This window comes from Qipengyuania sphaerica (assembly GCF_019711595.1).
GTDB lineage: Bacteria > Pseudomonadota > Alphaproteobacteria > Sphingomonadales > Sphingomonadaceae > Qipengyuania > Qipengyuania sphaerica.
In genome coordinates this window covers 849,169-870,646 of sequence record NZ_JAIGNR010000001.1, presented here as the reverse complement: position 1 = coordinate 870,646, position 21,478 = coordinate 849,169, and the positions used below count along the sequence as shown (strand labels likewise).

Genomic DNA, 21,478 nt, shown 5'->3' with positions numbered 1-21,478 from the left:
CCCGAGACATGGGCCGCCGGTTGGGCGGCCCAAATCTTGCGGAGAAATCATGAGCGGCAATCCAGACCAGAAATACGACGAGGTTGTGCTCGGGCGGCGAAGCATCCGCGGCTATCTCGACAAGCCCGTGCCGCGCGAGCTGATCGAGGAAATCCTCACGATGGCGATGCGTTCGCCCTCCTCGATGAACACCCAGCCCTATTATTTCCACGTGATCACGGGTGAGCCGCTCGACCGGATCCGCAAGGGCAATACCGAGAATATCCTCGCCGGCGTCCCCGACAGCCGCGAGTTCCGGCGAGGGCACCCCTTTGCGGGCAAGCATCGCGAGCGCCAGATCGGCTGTGCGGTCCAGCTGTTCGAGGCCATGGGCATCGAGCGCGACGACAAAGAAAAGCGGCAGGACTGGGTGCTGCGCGGCTTCCGCCAGTTCGACGCACCGGTCTGCGTAATCGTCACCTACGACAAGGAATTGTCCGACAGCGACGATACGGCCTTCGATTGCGGCGCGGTCACCACCGCGCTGGTCAACGCCGCGTGGAGCCGCGGCCTTGGCTGCGTCATCAATTCGCAAGGCATCATGCAGTCGCCCGTCGTACGCGAGCACGCCAGCATTCCCGACGATCAGGTAATCATGAAAGCCGTCGCCATGGGCTGGCCTGACGAGGATTTCCCGGCGAACCCGGTGAAAATCACGCGCCGCAGCGTTGACGAGGCAGCCCGCTTCGTCGGTTTCGACTGACGGGTCGGCAACTCCAAATTAACCTTCGTTGCTGGCGGGACGACAGCCGCCACCACTCGCCGCGCGGGTTTTTCGCTCTGCCGAACTAACCTTGCCTATTGGCCCGAATTTAAGATCGGTAGGCGAACGAGTGACAGGCGCGAGCACCAGGTAAGCGCCAAGGCTCGATGGAGGGTTGTATAATGAAGAAACTGACACTGGCCGCAATTCCGGCCGCATTCGGACTGGCTGTGGCTGCTCCGGCGCTGATGGCGCAGGACGATGTCGACACCGGTACCGACGCAGGTACCGAAGTCGAAACCACCGAAAAGAACGGTGCCATCGTGACACGCGAGGCGATCGTCGAGGAAGTCCTCATCGTCGATGAAGATGGCAATGCCATCCTCGATGAAAACGGCGCCGAACAGTACGAGACGGTCGAAACCGGCGGCTGGGTACACACCGTCGAGACGCCTTCGGGCAATCGCCACACGGTGACCAAGGTCGAAGGCGAACGCGCCATCGTGACCCACGAAAAGGCAGAGCGCGTCGCGCGCGCCGAACGCGCAGAGCGTCCGGAAAAGCCCGAGAAGCCGGAAAAGCCCGAAAAGCCCGAGCGTCCCGAACGCCCCGGCCGCGGCGGCTGATCCAGCCCGCATAATTCGCGCGATGCCGGTCGGCGGTTCAGGACGCCGGCCGGCAAGTGCTCCATCATTTTCAGGAATGACCCGATGAACCGCCTCGTTGCCGGCACTCTAGCCGTGTCCGCTTTCGCTCTTCCCCACTCCGTATCGGCCCAGGACTATGTCCAGGTCGGTGTCGGCGCCGATTATTCCAGCGGCGATTATGGCGAGGATGTCGATACCACCATGCTCGCCGTTCCCGTCTCGGTGAAGGTTAAATCGGGCGACTTCAGTGTCCGCGTTTCGGTTCCCTGGGTGACGGTCGACGGTCCCACGGGCGTGATCCCTGGCGATGGCGGCGTACGCGGTCCGGGCCGCGGGGGCGGCGGAGGCGGTGATCCGGTGGAAACCGCAACCCGCTCTGGACTGGGAGATATTACTGCGGCGGCGACCTATTCCTTTGCCCTGTCCGATGCGACCTATTTCGACGCTACCGGCAAGGTGAAGCTGCCCACGGCATCGACCGAGAAATCGCTCGGTACGGGCACGACCGATTTCACCATGCAGGGCGAGCTGATGCAGGTCTTTGGTGATGTCAGCGCCGCAGTGCGCGCGGGCCGCCGCTTCAACGGCAGCAGCGACACTTTCGCACTGCGGGACGTGTGGCTGGGAGGCGCGAGCCTGTTTCTAATGAACGGCGACACCACCTGGGGCCTCGACTACGACTGGCGCGACGGATCGCTGCCCGACGCCCCCAACCGCAGCGAGCTGACCGGCTCGGCCACGCACAAGCTCAGCGATAGCCTCCGGTTGCAAGGCTATGCCTACACCGGCCTAGCAGACGGCAGCCCGGATCTCGGCGCCGGTGCGCAGGTGCTGCTCCGCTTCGGCAACTAACGGAAGATTTTGCGCGTCGAACCCACGAACTTCCGGGTTGAACTCCCCACCATAGTGTATTAGGTCAGCGCCACACTTGATGGAGGGGTCATGAAGTCGAAGTTTATCGCGGCATTGTCGATTGCCGTAGCTACACCTGTTGGCGCGCAAACCGCACCGGCCAGTGCACCGGAAAAGCGTATCTGGCTGGACGAACAAGCACCGCTTTTGCTCGCCAAATACGACGTGCCCAGCGTGGGTGTCGCCTACATCGAAAACGGCGAGATCGCGTTCGTTCGCCAGTACGGCCAGCAAAGCTGGGGCTTTCCGGCAAATGATGAGACGCTGTACAATGTCGCTTCGCTGACCAAGCCGGTCACGGCAGAAGTGGTCCTGCGCCTCGCAACAAAGGGAGATGTCTCGCTCGACATGCCCCTGGCGGATCATCATGTGGAAAAGGACGTCGCCGACGATCCGCGTATCCGCATGCTGACGCCCGATTTGGTCATGCGCCACCGCACAGGCTTTACGAACTGGCGCTACCAGACGGACGGGGTGCTTCAGTTTTCGCGCGATCCCGATACGAAGACGGGATATTCGGGCGAAGGTTACGAGTGGATGATGAAAGCGGTCGCTGCCGCAACCGGCCGCGATTTCGAGGCAATGGCGCAGGAGCTGGTTTTCGATCCCGCCGACATGCCTCTTTCAGGATATACCGTCGCGCCGAAATGGCGGGGACACCTCGCCGTGCCTTACAAGGCAGGTGAAGCGGTCCATAATGCCATCCGGCAGGAGCCGGTTGCCAGCGACGATTTGCGCACCACACCGCGTGAATATGCGCGCTTCATGCTGTCGGTCTTCGAAGGCGACGATGTGTCGCCCGAACTGCGCCAGTTGCAGTCGACCATCGTCCACTCCTACCAGGAGCATTTCCGGTGCGACGGGAGCGCCGAGGCAGCTGAATTCTGTCCGGAAAACGAAGGCTGGGGCCTTGGCTGGTTCGTCCATGACTGGGGCGATCGCACCATCATGCAGCATTCCGGCGGCGATCACGGCGAAGCATCGCTGGCCATCTACGATCCGGTAGCCAGGCGCGGAGTGATCGCACTCACAAATGGCGCAGAAGGCCACCGGGTGATGGTCAGGATCGTCGGCAGCCTGTTCGGCGATGAACGAGTGGAGGAATACTTCGTCTCGCTTTCCGACAACATCGGAAAGTAAGCGGAATATCTCTTACCGCAGGCTCACCACGTTGTCCGCCGCCGGAAGCGTGCGGCTGCCGTCGTAGAGGCTTGCCATCGGCTCGTCGGTCACGATGATGCGCTCTGCCGCGCCGAAACCGTTGAAGTCGGTCTTCATCGCCGCGCCATAGGCGCCGAGCATGCCGATCTCGATGTAATCGCCTGCCTGGATGTCCTCCGGCAGGGCGAAGGGTCCGGGCATGTAGTCGGCATCGTCGCAGGTCGGACCGTAGAAGGCGAAGTCCATCTCGGGCTTGATCAGGTCGTCTTCGAGCGCGCGGACGGGGAATTTCCAGTCCACGTGCGCGGCATCGAACAGCGCGCCGTATGCGCCGTCGTTGATGTAGAGTTCCTCGCCGCGGCGCTTTTCCACCTTGACCACGAGGCTGCTGTATTCGGCGCACAGCGCGCGGCCGGGTTCGCACCACAGCTCTGCGTTATAGGCGATCGGCAGCGCGTAGAAGTGCTGGTGGATGATCTTGAAATAGTCTTCGAGCGGCGGCGGCTCCATGCCCGGATAGACCGAGGGGAAGCCCCCGCCCACGTCCACCATGTCGATGACCACCGAAGCTTGGGCGATCGCAGCGCGCGTGCGGTCCAATGCCTGCACATAGGCAAACGGGCTCATCGCCTGGCTACCGACGTGGAAGCACACGCCCAGCCAGTCGGCATACTGGCGGGTTTCCTGAAGCAGCGCTGGCGCTTCGGTCAGGTCGCAGCCGAACTTGGCAGCAAGGCTCAGCGCGGCATGCTCGGACGAGACGCGCAGGCGCACGCAAAGGCGCAGGTCGGAAGCGGGTTCGCCATCCTCGCCGCGGGTCGCCTCGACGATCTTCAGCAGCTCTTCCGACGAATCGAGGCTGAAGGTCTTCACGCCGTGCTTGAAATAGGCCTCGCGGATCGCGCCGGGCGATTTGACCGGGTGCATGAAGCACAGCGTCGCATCGGGCAGCACCGAGCGCACCATGCGCACCTCGGCGATCGAGGCGACGTCGTAATGCGTGACGCCACTGTCCCACAGGATCTGCACGAGGTCGGGCGAGGGATTCGCCTTTACCGCATAGAGCGACTTGCCCGGAAACTTCTCCACGAAGAAGCGGGCAGCGCGCGCAGCGGCATGCGGGCGATTCAGGATAACGGGTTCGTCGGGCGCGAGGGCGCGAACTACGGACCGGGCGTCAGGAAAATGCTGCAACTCAAGGGACCCCCTAAACGGTCCTTGCGGACCATGAAACGACAAGCTGCCTTGCGGTTAGGAAGTCCCCTTGGGGCAGCAGGAGGCGCGCATATAAATCCTGTGTCATGAAACGCAAGTGAATATGCACCATGCAATACGCAAGTTTTCGCGGGATGCGGCGGGCCTTGTACGGGGTGGGCCGAGCTTCAGCTCAGCCTGTCGCGGAAAGTTTCGTAGCCGAACTCGCGCACCAGCTCGAGCTGGTCGGTATCGCTGTCCCACATGTAGATGCTGGGAAGCTGCACGCCGTTGAAGGTGTTGGTCTTGACCATCGAATAATGCGCCTGGTCGAGGAAGGCGAAACGCTTGCCTACCTCGGCACCGCCGGGAATGCGGTAATCGCCGATGACATCGCCCGCGAGGCACGAGGGGCCACCAATGCGGACTTCGGGGGTCTCGTGGTCGGTGGCCTCGCCCAGCATGGCGGGGCGATAGGGGGCTTCGATCACGTCGGGCATGTGGCAGGTGGCGGACACGTCGGCGATGGCGACAGGCACGCCGTTGAAGCCGGTGTCGAGAATCGTGCCGACGAGGATGCCCGCATCGAGCGCCACCGCCTCGCCCGGTTCGAGGTAGATTTCCGCGCCCGTGTCGTCCTTGGCGTCCTTGAGGAATTCGACCAGTTCCTCGCGCTGGTAATCGGCGCGGGTGATATGGTGGCCGCCGCCCATGTTGATCCATTTGAGCTGGCCGAACCAAGGCTCGATCGCATCGAACACGCGATCCCAGGTCTGGATCAGCGGCTCGAGATCCTGTTCGCACAGATTGTGGAAGTGAATGCCCTCGACATGCTCCATGATTTCGGGCGTCAGCTGGTCGAGCGGGAAGCCGAGCCGACTGCCGGGGCTGGAAGGGTCGTAGCGCGGCACCTCGCCGGTCGGCACCTGCGGGTTGATGCGCAGGCCGACTTCGAAGTCCTGCCCGGATGCGCGGGCGTTCTCGAGGATCAGCGCGGCGCGCTCCATCTGGCCGGGCGAATTGAAGATGACGTGGTCGGACAGGCGGCAGACCTCGTCCAGTTCCTCGGGCTTGTAGGCGGCACAATAGGTGCTGATCTCGCCATCGTAGAATTCGCTCGCCAGCCGCGCTTCCCACAGGCCGGAAGTGCACACGCCGTCGAGATATTCGCCGATGATCGGCGCCGCGCTCCACATGCTGAATGCCTTGAGCGCGGAGAGCACCTTGATCTCCGCCTCGTCGCGGATTTCCGCCAGCACCTGGCAATTGGCGCGCAATTTCGCCGCATCCACCACGAAGGCGGGGCTGTCGACACGGGTGAGATCGAAATGGGCGAAGGCGCCCGGATCGCCGGCTTTGGTTTCCATGGCAGCGCTTTCGGCCATGTGCCGCGACAGATCAACGCCCGTTTCGTTTGTGCCGGTAAATTTGCTAGTGCTGACAGCTGGGGAGGATCGATATGCTGGCTCGATTGATTGCGCTTTGCGGACTTCTGCTGTTTTCGGCAGGACTGTCGGCTGAGAACGCGCCGTCGCTCGATCGCTTCGGTGCTCGGGATTTTCCCGGAGTCGCCCACGCGGTGACCGAAAATGGTGAAACCGTGTTAATCGAGGTTTCCGGCGTGCGCGAACTCGGCAAGGAAGGACCGATATTGCCGGACACGCCGTTCCTCGTCGGTTCGATTTCCAAGAGCTTTACCGCGCTATCCATAATGCAACTCGTCGAGGCGGGTGAGATCGAACTCGATGCGCCCGTGTCCCGCTACCTACCTGAGTTCGAAGGCACCGCTGCGGGTTCGATACCTGTCCATCGCCTGCTCAATCATACCAGCGGCTTCACCACGGCACAGGGCAACACGACACAAACCGATTTTGACGAAGATGGCGAGGCGCTGGCCCGCCGCGTGGAGGCGCTGGTCGGGGTCGAACCGGGCAATCCTACCGGCTCGACCCACCAATATTCCAATGCCAACTACCAGTTGCTTGGCCGGATCATCGAAGTCGTGAGCGAACAGACCTATGCCGACTATGTCGAAGAAAACATCTTGGCTCCGGCGGGCATGCGCGACAGTTTCGTCCATCCCGCCGCGAGGTCCGGCGAACTGGCGCAAGGACATCGCCCGTGGTTCGGAGGATTCCACGCCCTTTCCAAGAACATGACCGGAGCGGGCAGCGCGCCGCAGGGCGGGATCGCCGCCAGTGCGCGGGACATGGCGCGATACATGGCTCTTATGATGAACCAGAAAGACGATATCCTCAGCGCCCAAGGTAAAGCGCGAATGATGCGATCCGACGATCCGGTGGCGCCCGAATACGGTTATGGCTGGAATATCGATGCAGGCACCGGGCGCGTTTGGCACGGCGGCTCTAATGCGGGTTACGACGCGATCGTCGCCATGCTCCCCGAAAAGCGCAGGGGCAGCGCGGTGCTGATGAACGCTGGCAGCGGTCTCGCCTTCGGGCGGACTGGGGAACTGCGGTTGGGTCTCACTTCCGAGGCGTTAGGCCTTGAAGCTCCCGAGGCCGCAGACGCGACACCCTTTGTCATAATTTTCATCGCCCTTTGCGTTCTACCGATCCTGTTCCTCTTCGGTATCTACCGTGCATGGAAGCGACGCCACGAGCCGCGCCGGAAGAGCCGGTGGCGCACGATCCACTTCTGGCTCTCTATCCTGCTTGCGCTTCTACTCGCCTGGGGATTTGTCTTCGGAATACCTGCCTCATTCGGCGCGGACATTGCGGCGACGATCCTGTTCGTGCCGGACTTCGGCTGGTTATCGGTTGCGACGGCCGTCACTGCGGTGCTCTGGGCTCTAACGACAATCGGCCTTCGCTTCGCTCTCACTCCTGCTCGAGACCAGCCCTCGCCAGCTCGAACTTGATTACCCGGCCCGCCTTGTTGTCGACCATGTAGACGCTGCCATCGCGTCCGATCGCGATATCGTGGCCGAGGCTCGTTCCGGTGCGCGGATCGACACCGGCATCGAATACCCGCTCCAACTCGCCATCGGGCCGATAAATACGCCCGATCGCGCCCTGCCGGTCGAGCATATCGCGGCCCTCGATCACAAGGACGTATCCGCTGCCGATGGGCTTGGCCGAATAGGGGTGCCCGCTTTGCTTAGCGCGCAGTTCGCCCCGCGGTTCGCCATCGAGCGACAGGACCTGCACACGAGCATTTTCGCGGTCGGCGACGTAGATATGTTCGGCATCGGCAGAGATGGCATGCGGCAGGTCGAACTCACCCGCGCCGTCCCCCGGCTCGCCCCACTGGGTGATGAAATTGCCCTCGCGGTCGAACACGGCAACACGCGTGTTCACATAGCCATCGGCCACAAGCACGCGTCCTTGCGAGAAAGCCACATCGGCTGGCCTCCCGAAATGCTTGCCATCCTGGCCCGCCACCCCGCGTTCGCCCAGGACAAGTTGCTGGGCGCCCTCGTGGCTGAAGCGGAATACCTGCTCGCGCCCGACATCGGTGATCCAGACGTTGTTGTCCTCGTCTACCGAGAGGCCGTGCGGCATGATGAATGCGCCCGCGCCCCATTTGCCCAGCAGCTTGCCATTCGCTGCGAACATGAAGACGGTCGGCTCTTCGATTGGCTCAGCCGAGAACGATTCTTCCCAGGCCCGCCCCGCCCGGTGCAATACGAAGATATGTCCGTGGCTGTCGACATCGACCGCGCTCGGTTCACCGAACACTGCGTCATCGGGAATGTCGGGCCAGTTTTCGTCGAAATCGAGGCGTGGTGCTTCCTCGCGCGCGGGCTGGCCGCCGCTGCAAGATGCAAGGGTGAGGCCCAGCAAGGCACAAGTCAGTCGACGCATAAGCCGGCCTCGATCCTGCCGTCCTCCACGATGCCGAAACAGCCGAACAGGTGGTCGTCGCGCTGGCAGATACCGGTTATCGTTTCACCCGGCGGCGTGCCGACACGGCCCTCGGCAATGCAGCGGCCTTCGCACTCGTCGCCATCGGTGCAGGCTTTCCCGCCATCGGCGTAGGGCATGACGCAAACTTCTGCCCCGATCATGCCGCGCCGGTCGACGAAGCCTCCCTTTTCGTAGCAGCCACGATGCTCTTCGGCGGACATGACATGGTCGGGAGGGACCGGCATTCCTTGCGATACAGTCTGGGTTTCACCGTTGGTTTCCGCTTGCGGTTCTTCCTGCTGCACCGGATCGGCTTGCGGCTCCGGCACGACGCAGCCTGTCAGGGCGAGCGCCGCTAGCAGGAAGACGCCGCGGTGACGCATCAGAAATCGACCGGACCGTCCATTTCCTTCACCTGCCAGGGCAGGCCGTGTTCGTTGAGCATCTCCATGAAGGGATCGGGGTCCATTTCCTCCATGTTGAACACGCCGTCGCCTGCCCACTTGCCGGTGACCATCATGGCCGAGCCGATCATCGCGGGCACGCCGGTGGTGTAGGATACGGCCTGGTTGCCGGTTTCCTCGTAGGCCGCTTCGTGGCTGCAAATGTTGTTGATGTAGAAGGTCTTCTCGCCCGACCCGTCGAGCGCTTCGCCGGTCGCGATCACGCCGATGTTGGTGTTGCCCTTGGTCGTCTCGCCCAGCGTTTCGGGCTTGGGCAGCACTGCGGCGAGGAATTGCAGCGGGATGATTTCCTTGCCCTTGTACTTGATCGGGTCGATCCGCGTCATGCCGACATTCTGCAGCACGGTAAGGTGCTTGATGTATTCATCGCCGAAGGTCATCCAGAAGCGCGCACGCTCGAGTTCCGGATTGAACTTGGCGAGGCTTTCCAGCTCCTCGTGATACATCATGTACATGTTCTTGGGGCCGACGCCCTCGAAGTCGAATTCGACTTTCTTCGCCATCGCCGGGGTCTCGACGAATTCGCCATTCTCCCAGTGACGCGCAGGCGCGGTCACTTCGCGGATGTTGATTTCCGGGTTGAAGTTGGTGGCAAAGGCCTGGCCGTGATCGCCGCCGTTGCAATCGAGGATGTCGAGCTGGCGGATGGTCTTGAGCTTGTGCTTCTTGAGCCACATGGTGAAGACGGATGTGACGCCCGGATCGAAGCCCGAACCCAGCAGCGCCATCAGGCCGGCATCCTTGAAGCGGTCGTGATAGGCCCACTGCCAGTGATATTCGAACTTGGCCTCGTCCTTGGGCTCGTAGTTCGCGGTGTCGAGATAGCTCACGCCTGCCTCGAGGCAGGCATCCATGATCGGCAGGTCCTGGTAGGGCAGCGCGAGATTGACCACGAGGCTGGGCTGGACCTTCCTGATGAGGTTGACCATCGCGGGTACTTCCTCGGCGTCGATCTCGTAGGTCGAGATGTCGACGCCGGTGCGCTCTTTCACGCTGGCAGCGATGGCATCGCATTTGGACTTGGTGCGGCTGGCGAGATGGATATCGGTGAAGATATCCTTGTTCATCGCCATCTTGTGAACGCAGACCGAGCTGACGCCGCCCGCACCGATGACCAGAACTGTCGACATGAAATTTCCTCTTTGATGAATTCGATTCTTGCGCGCCCTGTAACGAAATGCACTAGGCTAGCCAAATGGTCCGAGACGATATGAGAAAACCCACTCGGCAGGGCGTGCTGGACGCGGCGAAGTCGATCGCGGCCATACTGCCGCCGACGCCGCTCTTGCCGGTGGACATCGGCAGTGTGCGGGCCTTCGTTAAGGCGGAGAGCCTGCAGCCGGTGGGCGCGTTCAAGATCCGCGGCGGCTGGTGGCGGTTGTCCAACCTGTCGAAGGAAGAAAGGACGCGCGGCGTGGTCGCGGTATCCTCGGGCAATCACGCGCAGGGCGTGGCCTGGGCGGCGCGGCAGCTCGGGATCGATGCGGCGATCGTCATGCCGCGCAACGCGCCGAAGGTGAAGCTGGAGGCGACGCGCGCGCTGGGGGCGGAAATCGTGCTCTACGAACGTCCCGGGGAGGATCGCGACGAGGTGGCCGCTCGTGAAGTCGAGGCGCGCGGGGCTACGCTGGTCCATGCATTCGGCGACCCCTGGGTGATCGAGGGACAGGGCAGCGCGGGAATCGAAATCGCCGAAAAGCTGGGCCGCGCGCCCTCGCGCCTGATCGTGTGCTGCGGTGGCGGCGGGCTGGCGGCGGGTCTTGCGCTCGCCTGCCCGGACAGCGCGATCCACGTGGTCGAGCCGCATGGCTGGGACACGGTCGGGCAAGCCTTGGCTGCTGGCAAGATCGTGCGCGTGGGCGATAACCCGCCCTCCACCATCTGCGATGCATTGCAGCCCGATGCGACCAAGCCGATAAATCTCGAGGTCCTAAAAAACCGCGCAGAGCCGGGCGTGACCGTGACCGACGAGGAAGTGCGCGCGGCGCAGCGTTTCGCCTTTTCAAAGCTCAACCTCGTGGTGGAGCCGGGAGGCGCAGCGGCCTTAGCGGCGGCGCTCGCCGGCAAGGTCCCGGTGGACAAGGACACCGTCATCATGGTCACCGGCGGCAATACCGATGCGGATAGTTTCGCGGAGACGATCGCGTCCGGATGAGTTGCGTTTGACAATCCATTGCCCTCCCCGCAACTTCGGCTAAATCAGGTCGCAACTAGAGGGGAATTCAATGCAGGCACAAATCCTCGCACCCGCAGCCGTGCTCGTGCTGTGGTCGATCATCATGCTTTTCTGGATGGCGGGGACGCGTTTTCCGGCCATGAAGAAGCTGGGCCGCGGCGTCGGCACAGGCAGGCCGGGCGGGCGCGGTCAGGACCTCGAAGGTGTCCTTCCCGACGAGGTAAACTGGAAAGCGCACAATTACACGCACCTGATGGAGCAGCCGACGATCTTTTACGCGACCGTCGTGATCCTTGCCATCATGGGTGCGGGCGCGATCGATGTTCTGCTGGCGTGGATCTATGTCGGTCTGCGGCTGATCCACTCGGTCTACCAGGCAACCGTCAACAAGGTGAAGGTCCGACTGGGTATTTTCTTCCTTTCGACGCTTGCGCTGACCGTCCTCGCCGTGCGCGCGGTGATGGCGACGCTGTTCCACGATCCTTCCCTCGCGCCGGCCTGAGCCAGGAGACCAAACGATGATCAACGCCGATATTCTCCAGCCCGTCGTCGCACTGCTGGTGTGGACCATGATCATGTGGCTGTGGATGTATGCAACCCGCATCCCGGCCATGTCGAAGGCCGGGATAGAGCCGAACGATGCGCGCCAGACCGGCGTCCTGGACGAACGGCTGCCAGCCGAAGTCCAGTGGAAAGCACACAATTACAACCACCTGCACGAACAGCCGACCGTTTTCTATGCCGTCGCACTGGTGCTGGCTGTCTCCGGCCATGGCGATTCGGGACACGCTTTCCTTGCGTGGATTTATGTGGGCCTCAGGATCGCGCATTCGCTCGTGCAGGCGACAGCCAACTCAGTGATGGCGCGCTTCGTGCTCTTCGCTCTGTCGAGCCTGGTGCTGATCGTGATGATCTACCACGCCTTCATGGTGGTATTCATGCTCGGAATACCGCTCGAGACGGTTCTCAACTAGGCGTCACTCCGCCGCCTCGGCCTCGTGAACATGGCCGTCCGCGTCGATCTCGAGATTGGCGAGGAAACGCTCCGCATCGAGCGCGGCCATGCAGCCCATTCCGGCAGCTGTGACAGCCTGGCGGTAGACATGGTCGGTCACGTCGCCAGCTGCGAAGACGCCCGGCACGTCGGTCTTGGGTGAGCCAGCTTCGGTGAGCAGGTAGCCCCCTTCGTCCATGGGCAGCTTGCCCTTGAAGAGCTCGGTCGAAGGAGCATGGCCGATAGCGACGAAGGCGCCCTGCGTTTCGAATTGCGAGGTCTCGCCGGTCACCGTGTCCTTGAGGTTGAGATGGCCAAGCGCACCGCTATCGCCCGCTTCGAAGCTTTCGACAGTCTTGTTCCACAGCACGGATATCTTCGGGTGGTTGAGCAAACGCTCCTGCAAAATCTTCTCCGCGCGCAGTTCGTCGCGGCGGTGGATCAGGGTGACGTCGTCCGAATGGTTGGTGAGGTAAAGCGCCTCCTCGACCGCGGTATTGCCGCCGCCGATCACCGCGACCTTCTTGCCGCGATAGAAGAAGCCGTCGCAGGTCGCGCAGGCCGAGACGCCCTTGCCGCCCAGCTCCATTTCGCCCGGCACGCCGAGCCACTTGGCCTGCGCGCCGGTGGCGATCACCAGCACGTCGGCGACATATTCATCGCCGCTGTCGCCCTTGGCGGTGAAGGGCGAACCGCCCGCGATATCGACGTCGACGATCGTGTCCCACATCATCCGCGTGCCGACATGTTCCGCCTGCTTCTGCATCTGCTCCATCAGCCAGGGACCCTGGATGACGTCGGCGAAGCCGGGATAGTTTTCGACATCGGTGGTGATGGTCAGCTGGCCGCCGGGCTGGAGGCCCTGCACCACGATCGGCTCCATCATCGCGCGCGCGCCGTAGATTGCGGCGGAATAGCCCGCGGGGCCGGAGCCGATGATGAGCATCTTGGTGCGATGGGTAGCCATTTTGGTATCTCGTATTCGTCTGGGAAAAGCGTGAAGGCGCTATATGGGGATTGCCCCGCGACAAGTCACGCCAGGAAGCGGGTGCGAAGCTGTTCCTTCAACAGCTCGTCCACACCTAATGTGCGCTCGATATAGCTATCTAGCGTGCCATGCTCCTCCTCGACCACGCTCCAGAAGGTGTGGAGGTAGTCCTCACGCACTTCGAGCAGCGCCTTGATCGCGCCCTCGTCGAGCTTGCGCCCTAGCCGTTCCTCGATCCCCGGGACCGACTGTGCCGCCAGCACTTGAAGCGTTGGCGCATCATTGGTGCGCAGGAATTCGGCCATCTGGTCATCGCGCGAAACTCCCAGCACATGCAACATGAGCATGGCCGCGATACCGGTGCGGTCCTTGCCCGCAAAGCAATGGACGAGGCTCGGCCCGTCGCGCTCCGCCAGCAGGCGGAAATATTGCGCGAACATGGAGATCATCGCGACATTGCGCGGCATGCGGGTGTAGACGCCCAACATCCGCTGGCGGGCGAACTCCTCGGTCGTAGTGTCCTCGTCCACGTCCATGTGCGGCGGGCTGGAACTGGTTTCCCCGTCGTAGAAGAACACCTCCCCGTCGAAGCCCTGCGAACGCTTGCACGGATTGCGATCGCGTTCGGACTGCCCGCGCAAGTCGATGACGGTCCTGATGCCCAGCGCATCGACAGCCTCCAGATCGGCCTCGCTCGCCCCGATATGCTGGCCAGAGCGCCACAAGAGACCGGTCTTCACACGGCCTCCCCCGGTGGTGACCCAGCCGCCATAATCGCGGAAGTTGTGAATGCCGTCGGTGTCGAGGAAAGGGGCGCGAATCATCGCTTGGCAGCGTGGCAGCACGGCCGACTAGTGGATACCCCTTATTGCGCGCGAAACCGCGTTTTCTCACCCTTCCAGCTACATCGTTACCGGCCCAAACAAGCGGAGCATCCCATGTCGCATATCCTGATTGTCGATGACGACGAAATCGTCGCGCAGCTCGCTAGCGAAGTGCTGATGGATGCAGGCCATGTATGCGGCTGGGTCGGCGATGGAGAGAAGGCTCTCGATCTGCTGCGCTGGCGCCGCCCCGACCTGCTGCTGCTCGACCAGGACATGCCGGGGCTGACCGGCGCGCAGGTCCTGCGCTCGATCCGCAGTTCTGCGGAAAACTACGACCTGCCCGTCATCATGTTCACGGGGATCACCGGATCGGCAGACGAAAACGCCGCCTTCCACAATGGTGCGCAGGCCTATTTGCGCAAACCCTTCCAGGCCGAAACCCTGCTGCGCGAAGTAGCCGAAGTGCTGGATGTACGCTCGAAGCGTCCGCAGCATCTCAGCCTGATGGATCACCTCGAGCAGGCGACAGGGCGCTGGCGCGACGCGCCCGCCAAGCGTGCGGTTTCCTGATTCTCAGGCCGGAACGCGGTCCAGATCGTTGAGGAAATTCTCGGTCCAGTCCTGCACATTATCGTCGCGGACCGTTCCGATGAGCTTCTCGTAGCGGCTCTTGCGCTCTTCCAGCGGCATGTCGAGCGCGGTGCGGATTGCATGGGCGAGATCGTCCGGGCTGTGCGGATTGACCAGCACGGCATCCTCCAGTTGCGCGGCTGCCCCGGCAAAGCGCGACAAAATCAGCACGCCCGGATCCTCGGGATCCTGCGCCGCGATATATTCCTTCGCCACGAGGTTCATCCCGTCACGTAGAGGCGTGACCAGCCCGATTTTCGAAGCGCGGAAGAAACCGTACAGCTCCTCGTGCTGGTAACCGCGATTGACGTAGCGCACGGGCACGAGGTCGACTTCGCTGCGCGCACCATTGATCTGTCCTGCCTTCTGTTCGAGCGTGTTGCGGATCGCCTGGTAGCTGTCCACATCCTCGCGGCTCGGCGGGGCGATCTGCACGAAGACGAGATCGCGGGTGCGCTCAGGATATTTGTCGAAGAAGCGGGAAATTCCGTCGAGGCGTTCAGGCAAGCCCTTCGAATAGTCCAGACGGTCGACGCCGATCATGGCCGCACGGCCGCGCGTCGAGTCCTTCAGGCGTTGTTCGGCCTGCCATGAAGCCTTGCTCTGGCCCAGCCCGCTGAAATGGTCCCAGTCGATCCCGATGGGATAGGCGCGCGCCATGGTGGTGCGGCCATCGAGCGTCACCTCGCCGCTTTCCTCGTCCACCTCTGCCCCCAGTTCGGTGCGGCAATAGTGGAGGAAGCTGTCGAGCCATTCCTTCGTCTGGAACCCGACGAGGTCGTAATGCAGCATCGTGCGCACCAGCCGCTCGTGATAGGGCAACGACACGAACAGCCGGGTCGCCGGCCAGGGGATGTGAAGGAAGAATCCGATCCGGTTCTTGCACCCGCGCGATTTCAGCCTCTCGCCCAGCGGAATCAGGTGATAGTCGTGCACCCAGACGATATCGTCGTCTTTCAAAAGCGGCGTGACCAGCTCGGCGAAGCGCTCGTTTACGCGCTCGTAGCCCTTGCCCGTCTCGCGCTCGTATTTCGCAAGGTCGAGGCGATAGTGGAACAGCGGCCAAAGCGTCGAATTCGCATAGCCGTTGTAATATTCCTCGATGTCGCGCTCTGACAGATCGATGGTGGCGGTGGTGACGCCATCGGCGGTCTGCGTGTTGATATTGCCCGTGCGGCCGCTGCCGCTTTCCTCGCCCGACCAGCCGAACCACAATCCCTTGCGGCTCTTCAGTGCCGAGTGCAGCGCGCCCGCCAGACCGCCCTGCGCTCCCGCCGCTCCGCGCGCCTTGGGCACCGCGACACGGTTGGATATCACGACAAGGCGGGCGTCGGCGCTCAACGCACCTCGCTCCAGCTTTTCGAAAGATGACCTGCAGAGTTGATGATACCTACCAGCGAATAGGTCTGGGGGAAGTTCCCCCACAGCTCGCCGGTTTCGTAGTCGAGGTCTTCGCTGAGCATGCCCGATCGGGTGGTGTGGCTGAGCATCGAGCAGAACAATTCGCGCGCTTCCTCGCTGCGCCCGGTTAGGTGCAGGGCCTCGATCAGCCAGAAGGTACAGACGTTGAAGGCTGTCTCGGGCGCGCCGAAATCGTCCTCGGCGGCGTAGCGGAGCATGTGGTCGCCGCGGCGCAGGTCGCGCTCGACTGCGGCGAAGGTTTTCAGGAATCGTTCGTCATCGGGCTTGAGGTAGCGCAACTCGACCATCTGGAGCAGGCTGGCATCGAGATAGTCGCTTTCAAAGCTGGCCTTGTAATGCTCGCCGTCCTCGGCCCAGGCATTGTCCTCGATCTTGGCGCGGATCGCATCGGCGCGGTCCTTCCAGAAGGTGACGCGGTCGCCCTTGCCCAGAGTGCCGGCGACATTGGCCAGCCGGTCGCAGGCCGCCCAGCACATGACGGCCGAATAGGTGTGGACCTCCTGCCGCGTGCGGAATTCCCACAGGCCGGCATCGGGTTTGTCGTGCTTGGCCCAGGCCGCCTCGCCGACCTCCTCGAGGTTCGCGAAATCGCGCTCGTCCGCCATGCGCAGCAGGCGCGTGTCGAAAAACGCCTGCGCGGTCGGCATCACGATCTGGCCGTAGCAATCGTACTGGACCTGCTTGTAGGCGGCATTGCCGATCCTGACCGGCCCGTTGCCACGATAGCCGGCGAGATGTTCGGCCTGCCCCTCGTGCAATTCGGAGTCGCCCATCACCGAATAGAGCGGCTGGATCTGCCCTTCGCGCGCAAGGTCGATGATATTGCGCAGGTAGGCGAGGTATTTCTCGAGCACGTCGAGCGCGCCGAGCCGGTTGAGCGCCTGAACCGTGTAATAGCTGTCGCGGATCCAGCAGTAACGATAGTCCCAGTTGCGCTCGCTGCCGGGCGCTTCGGGGATGGAGGTGGTCAGTGCGGCAACGATCGCGCCGGTTTCCTCGTGCTGGCAGAGCTTCAATGCGATGGCGGCGCGGATGACCTCTTCCTGCCATTCGAGCGGGATGTGCAGGCCCCGCACCCAGTGCTGCCAGTATTTCTTGGTGTTGGCTTCCATCCGGCGCAGCTGGCTACGGATATTGCCGACGAAAGGCTCGTCGGGTCCGAGGAAGAAGTGCTGGTCGCTTTCGACCCGGTAGGAACGGCCTTCGAGGATATAGCCGACCGGCGCATCGGTGGAGAGCCGCAGCCCCTGCTCGCCGACGAGATAGCGGATGTGGTTGGTGCCGTTGGTCGTCCTGGCGAGCTCCTCGCCGTAATTCTTCATCGGCGCGAGCCGGACCCGCAAACGGGGCGCGCCCGCCACCGGTCTCACGATCCGGATAAAGGCAACCGGCCGGTACATCCGCCCCGACCGTTCGAACCGCGGCGCGAAATCGTAGACGTCGAGCGCGCTGCCATCCTCCGCTTCGAGCCGCGTCACCAGAATCGGCGTGTTGCGAATATAGTGCTGGTTCGACGAGACCTGCCCTTCCAGTTCGAACCGCCAGACCCCCTCGTCGCGATTTTTCCCGTTCAGGAGCGAACAGAAAACCGGATCGCCATCGACCCTTGGAACGCATCCCCAGACGAAGCCCCCTTCCGTGTCGACCAGGGCGCTGACTTGGCAATTGCCGATGGGCGAGAGTTCAAGATTGGGCTGTTTCAAAGGTTCAACCAATTGTGCACCGCTTCTACGTCTTGCAAATGATAGCGCGCAGCCTCGCTTGCGCGTTCCCCGACTGCAATGCCGAAGCCTGCGAATTCGATTGCAGCGGCCATTCCGTGCTCGTCGGTGACATCGTCACCTATGAATACTGGCGTGCTGCCGATGAAGGGTTCGACTGCCATGAAAGCCTTCAGGGCCGCCCCCTTGTTCGCACCAGGACGGACGAGTTCGGCCACGCTTTTCCCGCTTGTGACATCGAGATCGTGACGATCCGCCACCTGCCGGGCGAAAGCGAGGGTGGCCTGTTCCTTCTCCGGCTCCCCGCGAAAATGAAGCGCGCCGCCGTGGCTTTTCGTTTCGTAATAGAGATCGTGTTGGTTAGCGAAGTCGCGCAATTCCTCCACCGCGGCCTCGGGAAGACCGCTTGGCGCCGCCCCCAGACGCGAGCCATCGGCGAGAAAACGGGAGGCCCCGTGCGATCCGGCCTTCGCGATCGACACCGCGCCAAGGTGGATTTCGAGATCATCGAGCGCCCTGCCGCTCACCAGCGCCAGCCGTCCCAGCAGGCGGTCGCGCAGATCGTGGAGCCTGTCTGCCAATCCATCGGGCACGTCGATATCGCCAGGTCGCGGCGCAATGCCGACCAGCGTGCCGTCGAAATCGAGGAACAAGGCGACCGGCCCCACGGAAAGCAGGTCGGCCAGATCGGGCGGAGATGGGAGCGGAGAGCGGCTTGCCATCACAGGCGGCCTTAGCGGCTTGGCAGCCGCCGTCAAATGCTCAGCTTCTTGGTTCCAGGATGAGATCGCCATTCTTGACCCGCCAACCTTCTAGGCGGGAGAGAAAATTCATGCCGAGCACATTGGTCCGGCCAAGATTGGGCGCGATCACAGCATCGATGCCTTCCGCTTCGATATTGCCGAACCGCAAGCTGCCGACAGTCGTCAGTTCTGCACGGACGGTGCCATTGGCTGTATTGAGCATTACCGGAAAACCGCCGGTGCGCGGCTTAAGCCCAGCCGCCTCGGCGGACTGTGCGGAAAAGGCTGTCAGCGTGGCGCCGGTATCGACAAGGAAACGGGTGGGCACGCCGTTGACCTCGGCCACCAGCCAATAATGGCCGTCTGCCGCGAGGGGGATAACCGTCTCGCCGCCCACGATCGTCTGTTCGGGCAGGCCGATCTCGGTCACCGCATCGAGCCGGGGGTCGAACCGCGCGATCTGGAGGAATACCGTCAGGAGAATACCAACCAGAGCAACCGTGCTGAGCGTACGCACCAACCGCCCCCCGGCAACGCGTTTTCTCAGCATGACCGCCCCGATCCAGCCGAGCAACAGCGCCACGATCGTGCCGATCAGCAATCCGGAGCGCGGGATCGCGCGGATCGTTTCGGCAAGGATATCGAGCACGCTGCTGGCTTCCATACAGACGATATAGGAACGCCGGCTCTAACTGTCGATGTACTAGGGTGCGTCGCGCTTTTCGGTTGCTTCTGCGAGGATGAGCGAGAAGCGGTCTTCGCTGTCGGTCCATCGCGCGCGAGGGGTCCAGCCGCCGGCGGAAAGCAGCGTATTGGCGCTGCGGCGGGTGAACTTGTGGCTGTTTTCGGTGTGGATCGTCTCGCCTTGCTGCATCGAGAACCCGCATCCGGCTACCGTGAAGGCGATGTCACGGATCGCCTCGAGATGCATCTCGATACGCGCAAATTCGTCGTTCCAGCGGGCCTGGTGGCGAAGATCGTCGACCGGAATGTCGCCGCCAAGTTCGCGGTTGATCCGGCGAGCAAGGTTGCGATTGAATTCGGCGGTAACTCCCCGTGCGTCGTCATAAGCCGCTTCGAGAACCTGCCTGTCTTTTACCAGGTCCATCCCGATGAGCAGCAGCGGCGTCTCGCCGTTCTCCGCCCCAAGGGTCACGCGCATCGAGCGCAGCAGGTCGACTGCCGTACGCGGGACCATGTTGCCGATCGTCGATCCAGGGAAGAATCCGAGCTTCTTGAGGCTTGAAACTTCATCGGGCAGGCGCACTTCGCGCATGAAGTCGGCTTCGACCGGATGCACTTCGATGTCCGGAAATTTCTTCGCCAGCGCAGATGCCGATGCCCGCAGAAAATCGCCGGAAATATCGAGCGGGACGTAAGCTGCCGGATCGATCGCGCGCAGCAGGAGCGGGGTCTTGACCGAACTTCCGGAGCCGAATTCGACGACCGCGCGGTCTGCGCCGATCAGCTCGGCGAATTCCTCGCCGCGCGCTTCGAGTATCTCGGTTTCCGCGCGGGTCGGATAATATTCCTCGAGATCGGTAATGTCCTCGAACAGCTGCGATCCGGCATCGTCATAGAGCCAGCGCGCGGGGATCGCCTTCTGTCGCTGGCGCAGGCCTGCGAGCACATCCTCGCGGAATGCGCGGTCGACGCCGTCCTCGTCCTTGTCGACGAGCTTCAGTCCATTTTCGTTTTTCATAGGTCTTTCGCGAGTCTCAGCCCGGTGAACTGCCAGCGCTGGTGAGGATAGAAGAAATTGCGGTAGCTCGCACGCGAGTGACCGCGCGCGGTGGCGCAGCTTGCGCCCTTCAGTACGAACTGGCCGCTCATGAACTTGCCATTGTATTCGCCGACTGCCCCTTCGGCAGGTTCGAAACGCGGATAGGGAAGGTAGGCCGAGCGGGTGAATTGCCAGCAATCGCCGAACAGGCCGTCACTGCCTCGGGGGAGCGGCGGGGCGGCCCGGTCCAGCTGGTTGCCGCCAGCCGGATCATGCGCAGCGTCCTCGCCTTCCTGTCCGCGCGCAATGGCCTCCCATTCGAACTCGGTCGGGAGGCGCTTGCCCGCCCATGTGGCGAAGGCATCGGCCTCGTAATAGGAGATGTGGGTGACGGGCGCGTGTGGCTCGCGTTCCTGCCAGCCCGAATGGGTAAAGTGGCGGCCTTCCTCCCAATAGGCAGGCGCACGGACATCGTTTTCCCGCAGCCATGCCCAGCCATCGGAGAGCCATAAACGCGCTTCCTCATAGCCTCCGTCGGCGATAAAGTCGGCCCACTCGCCATTGGTCACCAACCGAGACGAAAGTGCGAAAGGTTCGAGCAGGACGCGGTGCGCAGGCCCCTCGTTGTCGAAGGCGAAACCATCGGACTGATGCCCGATGCGTGCCACCCCGCCGGGGTGCGTGTGCCATGCGGTGTCCTGCCTCGCAGATGAGGGTGAGCCCTCTTCCCACATGGCCGGACCCAACGGGTTCTGGAACAGCGCGTGCTTGATATCGGTCAGTAGCAGTTCCTGATGCTGCTGCTCATGTGCGAAACCAAGCTCGACCAGCGGGCGCAACTCCTCGCGCCCGAGCAGCGGCTGCATCGCTTCGTCGACATGCGCGCGCCACTCGAGGATTTCAGTCAGGGTCGGACGCGAAAGCATGCCGCGCGAAAAGCGCGCAATCCGATCGCCTTCCGCCTCGTAATAGGAATTGAAGATATAGGGCCAGCTGTCGTCATGGAGCCGATAGCCATCGAGGTGATCGCGCAGCAGGAAGGTTTCCCAGAACCACGTCACATGCGCCAGGTGCCATTTCGCAGGCGAGGCATCTTCCATCGACTGGAGCGTGGCGTCGGCCTCTGACAAAGGCTCGACCAGCGCCTCGGTCAAGGCACGCACGCTCGCGAATTTTTCCGCGAGATCGCCTGCATCGACGAATTGCCTAACCTGTGCGCCGGGCATGGCCGCCCTCTCCCCTTGCGGCTGCCAAACCTTGGACAA

Annotated in this window: 22 protein-coding genes; 9 read left to right on the top strand and 13 right to left on the bottom strand. The window is 62.7% G+C overall.

Annotated elements, in window-relative coordinates:
* Positions 1 to 49 precede the first annotated feature (49 nt).
* The 4 genes from K3178_RS04375 (at position 50) to K3178_RS04360 (ending at position 3,441) form a co-directional block, all read left to right on the top strand.
* Positions 50 to 742, top strand: coding sequence for a nitroreductase (locus K3178_RS04375; protein WP_221570143.1), 693 nt, complete (start codon positions 50 to 52; stop codon positions 740 to 742).
* A gap of 182 nt (positions 743 to 924) precedes the next feature.
* Entirely contained in the window at positions 925 to 1,368 is a 444-nt protein-coding gene (locus K3178_RS04370) for a hypothetical protein (protein ID WP_221570142.1), read from the top strand.
* A gap of 84 nt (positions 1,369 to 1,452) precedes the next feature.
* Positions 1,453 to 2,241 carry a hypothetical protein gene (locus K3178_RS04365; protein WP_221570141.1) on the top strand — a complete coding sequence of 263 codons (789 nt, stop codon included), beginning with the start codon at positions 1,453 to 1,455 and terminating at the stop codon, positions 2,239 to 2,241.
* A 90-nt stretch (positions 2,242 to 2,331) separates the two neighbouring features.
* On the top strand, positions 2,332 to 3,441 hold the full coding sequence (locus K3178_RS04360) for a serine hydrolase domain-containing protein (RefSeq protein ID WP_221570140.1): 1,110 nt from the start codon (positions 2,332 to 2,334) through the stop codon (positions 3,439 to 3,441).
* A 12-nt stretch (positions 3,442 to 3,453) separates the two neighbouring features.
* Here K3178_RS04360 and K3178_RS04355 read toward each other — a convergent pair whose 3' ends face one another.
* Positions 3,454 to 4,656 (bottom strand): type III PLP-dependent enzyme, encoded by a 1,203-nt coding sequence (locus K3178_RS04355; RefSeq protein WP_221570139.1) that lies wholly within the window; start codon positions 4,654 to 4,656, stop codon positions 3,454 to 3,456.
* 188 nt (positions 4,657 to 4,844) lie between these two features.
* Positions 4,845 to 6,023 (bottom strand): carboxynorspermidine decarboxylase, encoded by a 1,179-nt coding sequence (locus tag K3178_RS04350; RefSeq protein ID WP_221570138.1) that lies wholly within the window; start codon positions 6,021 to 6,023, stop codon positions 4,845 to 4,847.
* A 92-nt stretch (positions 6,024 to 6,115) separates the two neighbouring features.
* Between K3178_RS04350 and K3178_RS04345 the strand changes: the two genes are divergently transcribed.
* Complete coding sequence (locus tag K3178_RS04345) at positions 6,116 to 7,537, top strand: serine hydrolase domain-containing protein (protein ID WP_221570137.1); 1,422 nt, start codon at positions 6,116 to 6,118, stop codon at positions 7,535 to 7,537.
* On the opposite strand, the gene K3178_RS04340 is transcribed toward K3178_RS04345, so the two are convergent.
* From K3178_RS04340 to K3178_RS04330, 3 genes are read right to left on the bottom strand one after another with little or no spacing between them, the layout of a single operon-like run.
* Complete coding sequence (locus tag K3178_RS04340; RefSeq protein WP_221570136.1) at positions 7,497 to 8,483, bottom strand: peptidyl-alpha-hydroxyglycine alpha-amidating lyase family protein; 987 nt, start codon at positions 8,481 to 8,483, stop codon at positions 7,497 to 7,499. The two genes, K3178_RS04345 and K3178_RS04340, sit on opposite strands and share 41 nt — an antisense overlap.
* Positions 8,471 to 8,908: a hypothetical protein gene (locus K3178_RS04335; protein WP_221570135.1), complete on the bottom strand. Its 438-nt coding sequence runs from the start codon at positions 8,906 to 8,908 to the stop codon at positions 8,471 to 8,473. The genes K3178_RS04340 and K3178_RS04335 overlap by 13 nt, the downstream gene beginning before the upstream one ends.
* The gene (locus tag K3178_RS04330; RefSeq protein ID WP_221570134.1) at positions 8,908 to 10,119 is read right to left on the bottom strand and encodes a saccharopine dehydrogenase family protein; all 1,212 of its coding nucleotides are present in this window, start codon (positions 10,117 to 10,119) and stop codon (positions 8,908 to 8,910) included. Before K3178_RS04330 ends, K3178_RS04335 begins: the two co-directional genes overlap by 1 nt.
* 80 nt (positions 10,120 to 10,199) lie before the next feature.
* On the opposite strand from K3178_RS04330, the gene K3178_RS04325 reads away from it, so the two are divergent.
* The 3 genes from K3178_RS04325 to K3178_RS04315 all read left to right on the top strand — a co-directional run bounded on the left by K3178_RS04325 (position 10,200) and on the right by K3178_RS04315 (position 12,139).
* On the top strand, positions 10,200 to 11,144 hold the full coding sequence (locus tag K3178_RS04325; protein WP_247713506.1) for a threonine ammonia-lyase: 945 nt from the start codon (positions 10,200 to 10,202) through the stop codon (positions 11,142 to 11,144).
* A 70-nt stretch (positions 11,145 to 11,214) separates the two neighbouring features.
* A complete protein-coding gene (locus tag K3178_RS04320) occupies positions 11,215 to 11,667 on the top strand; it encodes an MAPEG family protein (protein WP_221570132.1) in 453 nt (150 codons plus the stop codon).
* A 16-nt stretch (positions 11,668 to 11,683) separates the two neighbouring features.
* Entirely contained in the window at positions 11,684 to 12,139 is a 456-nt protein-coding gene (locus K3178_RS04315; protein WP_221570131.1) for an MAPEG family protein, read from the top strand.
* A 3-nt stretch (positions 12,140 to 12,142) separates the two neighbouring features.
* On the opposite strand, the gene trxB is transcribed toward K3178_RS04315, so the two are convergent.
* Both trxB and K3178_RS04305 read right to left on the bottom strand, forming a co-directional pair.
* Complete coding sequence (gene trxB, locus K3178_RS04310; protein WP_221570130.1) at positions 12,143 to 13,126, bottom strand: thioredoxin-disulfide reductase; 984 nt, start codon at positions 13,124 to 13,126, stop codon at positions 12,143 to 12,145.
* Between the two features lie 65 nt (positions 13,127 to 13,191).
* Positions 13,192 to 13,971, bottom strand: coding sequence for a tyrosine-protein phosphatase (locus K3178_RS04305; RefSeq protein ID WP_221570129.1), 780 nt, complete (start codon positions 13,969 to 13,971; stop codon positions 13,192 to 13,194).
* Positions 13,972 to 14,085: 114 nt separating this feature from the next.
* On the opposite strand from K3178_RS04305, the gene K3178_RS04300 reads away from it, so the two are divergent.
* Complete coding sequence (locus K3178_RS04300; RefSeq protein ID WP_221570128.1) at positions 14,086 to 14,544, top strand: response regulator; 459 nt, start codon at positions 14,086 to 14,088, stop codon at positions 14,542 to 14,544.
* A gap of 3 nt (positions 14,545 to 14,547) precedes the next feature.
* Here K3178_RS04300 and K3178_RS04295 read toward each other — a convergent pair whose 3' ends face one another.
* From K3178_RS04295 to egtB, 6 genes are read right to left on the bottom strand one after another with little or no spacing between them, the layout of a single operon-like run.
* Positions 14,548 to 15,945 carry an alpha,alpha-trehalose-phosphate synthase (UDP-forming) gene (locus K3178_RS04295; protein ID WP_221570127.1) on the bottom strand — a complete coding sequence of 466 codons (1,398 nt, stop codon included), beginning with the start codon at positions 15,943 to 15,945 and terminating at the stop codon, positions 14,548 to 14,550.
* Positions 15,942 to 17,729, bottom strand: coding sequence for a glycoside hydrolase family 15 protein (locus K3178_RS04290; protein WP_221570126.1), 1,788 nt, complete (start codon positions 17,727 to 17,729; stop codon positions 15,942 to 15,944). The genes K3178_RS04295 and K3178_RS04290 overlap by 4 nt, the downstream gene beginning before the upstream one ends.
* Entirely contained in the window at positions 17,726 to 18,469 is a 744-nt protein-coding gene (gene otsB, locus K3178_RS04285) for a trehalose-phosphatase (RefSeq protein ID WP_221570125.1), read from the bottom strand. The genes K3178_RS04290 and otsB overlap by 4 nt, the downstream gene beginning before the upstream one ends.
* A gap of 40 nt (positions 18,470 to 18,509) precedes the next feature.
* A complete protein-coding gene (locus K3178_RS04280; protein WP_221570124.1) occupies positions 18,510 to 19,154 on the bottom strand; it encodes a retropepsin-like aspartic protease family protein in 645 nt (214 codons plus the stop codon).
* Positions 19,155 to 19,193: 39 nt separating this feature from the next.
* Entirely contained in the window at positions 19,194 to 20,192 is a 999-nt protein-coding gene (gene egtD, locus K3178_RS04275; protein WP_221570123.1) for an L-histidine N(alpha)-methyltransferase, read from the bottom strand.
* Positions 20,189 to 21,439, bottom strand: coding sequence for an ergothioneine biosynthesis protein EgtB (egtB, locus tag K3178_RS04270; RefSeq protein ID WP_221570122.1), 1,251 nt, complete (start codon positions 21,437 to 21,439; stop codon positions 20,189 to 20,191). Before egtB ends, egtD begins: the two co-directional genes overlap by 4 nt.
* Positions 21,440 to 21,478 lie beyond the last annotated feature (39 nt).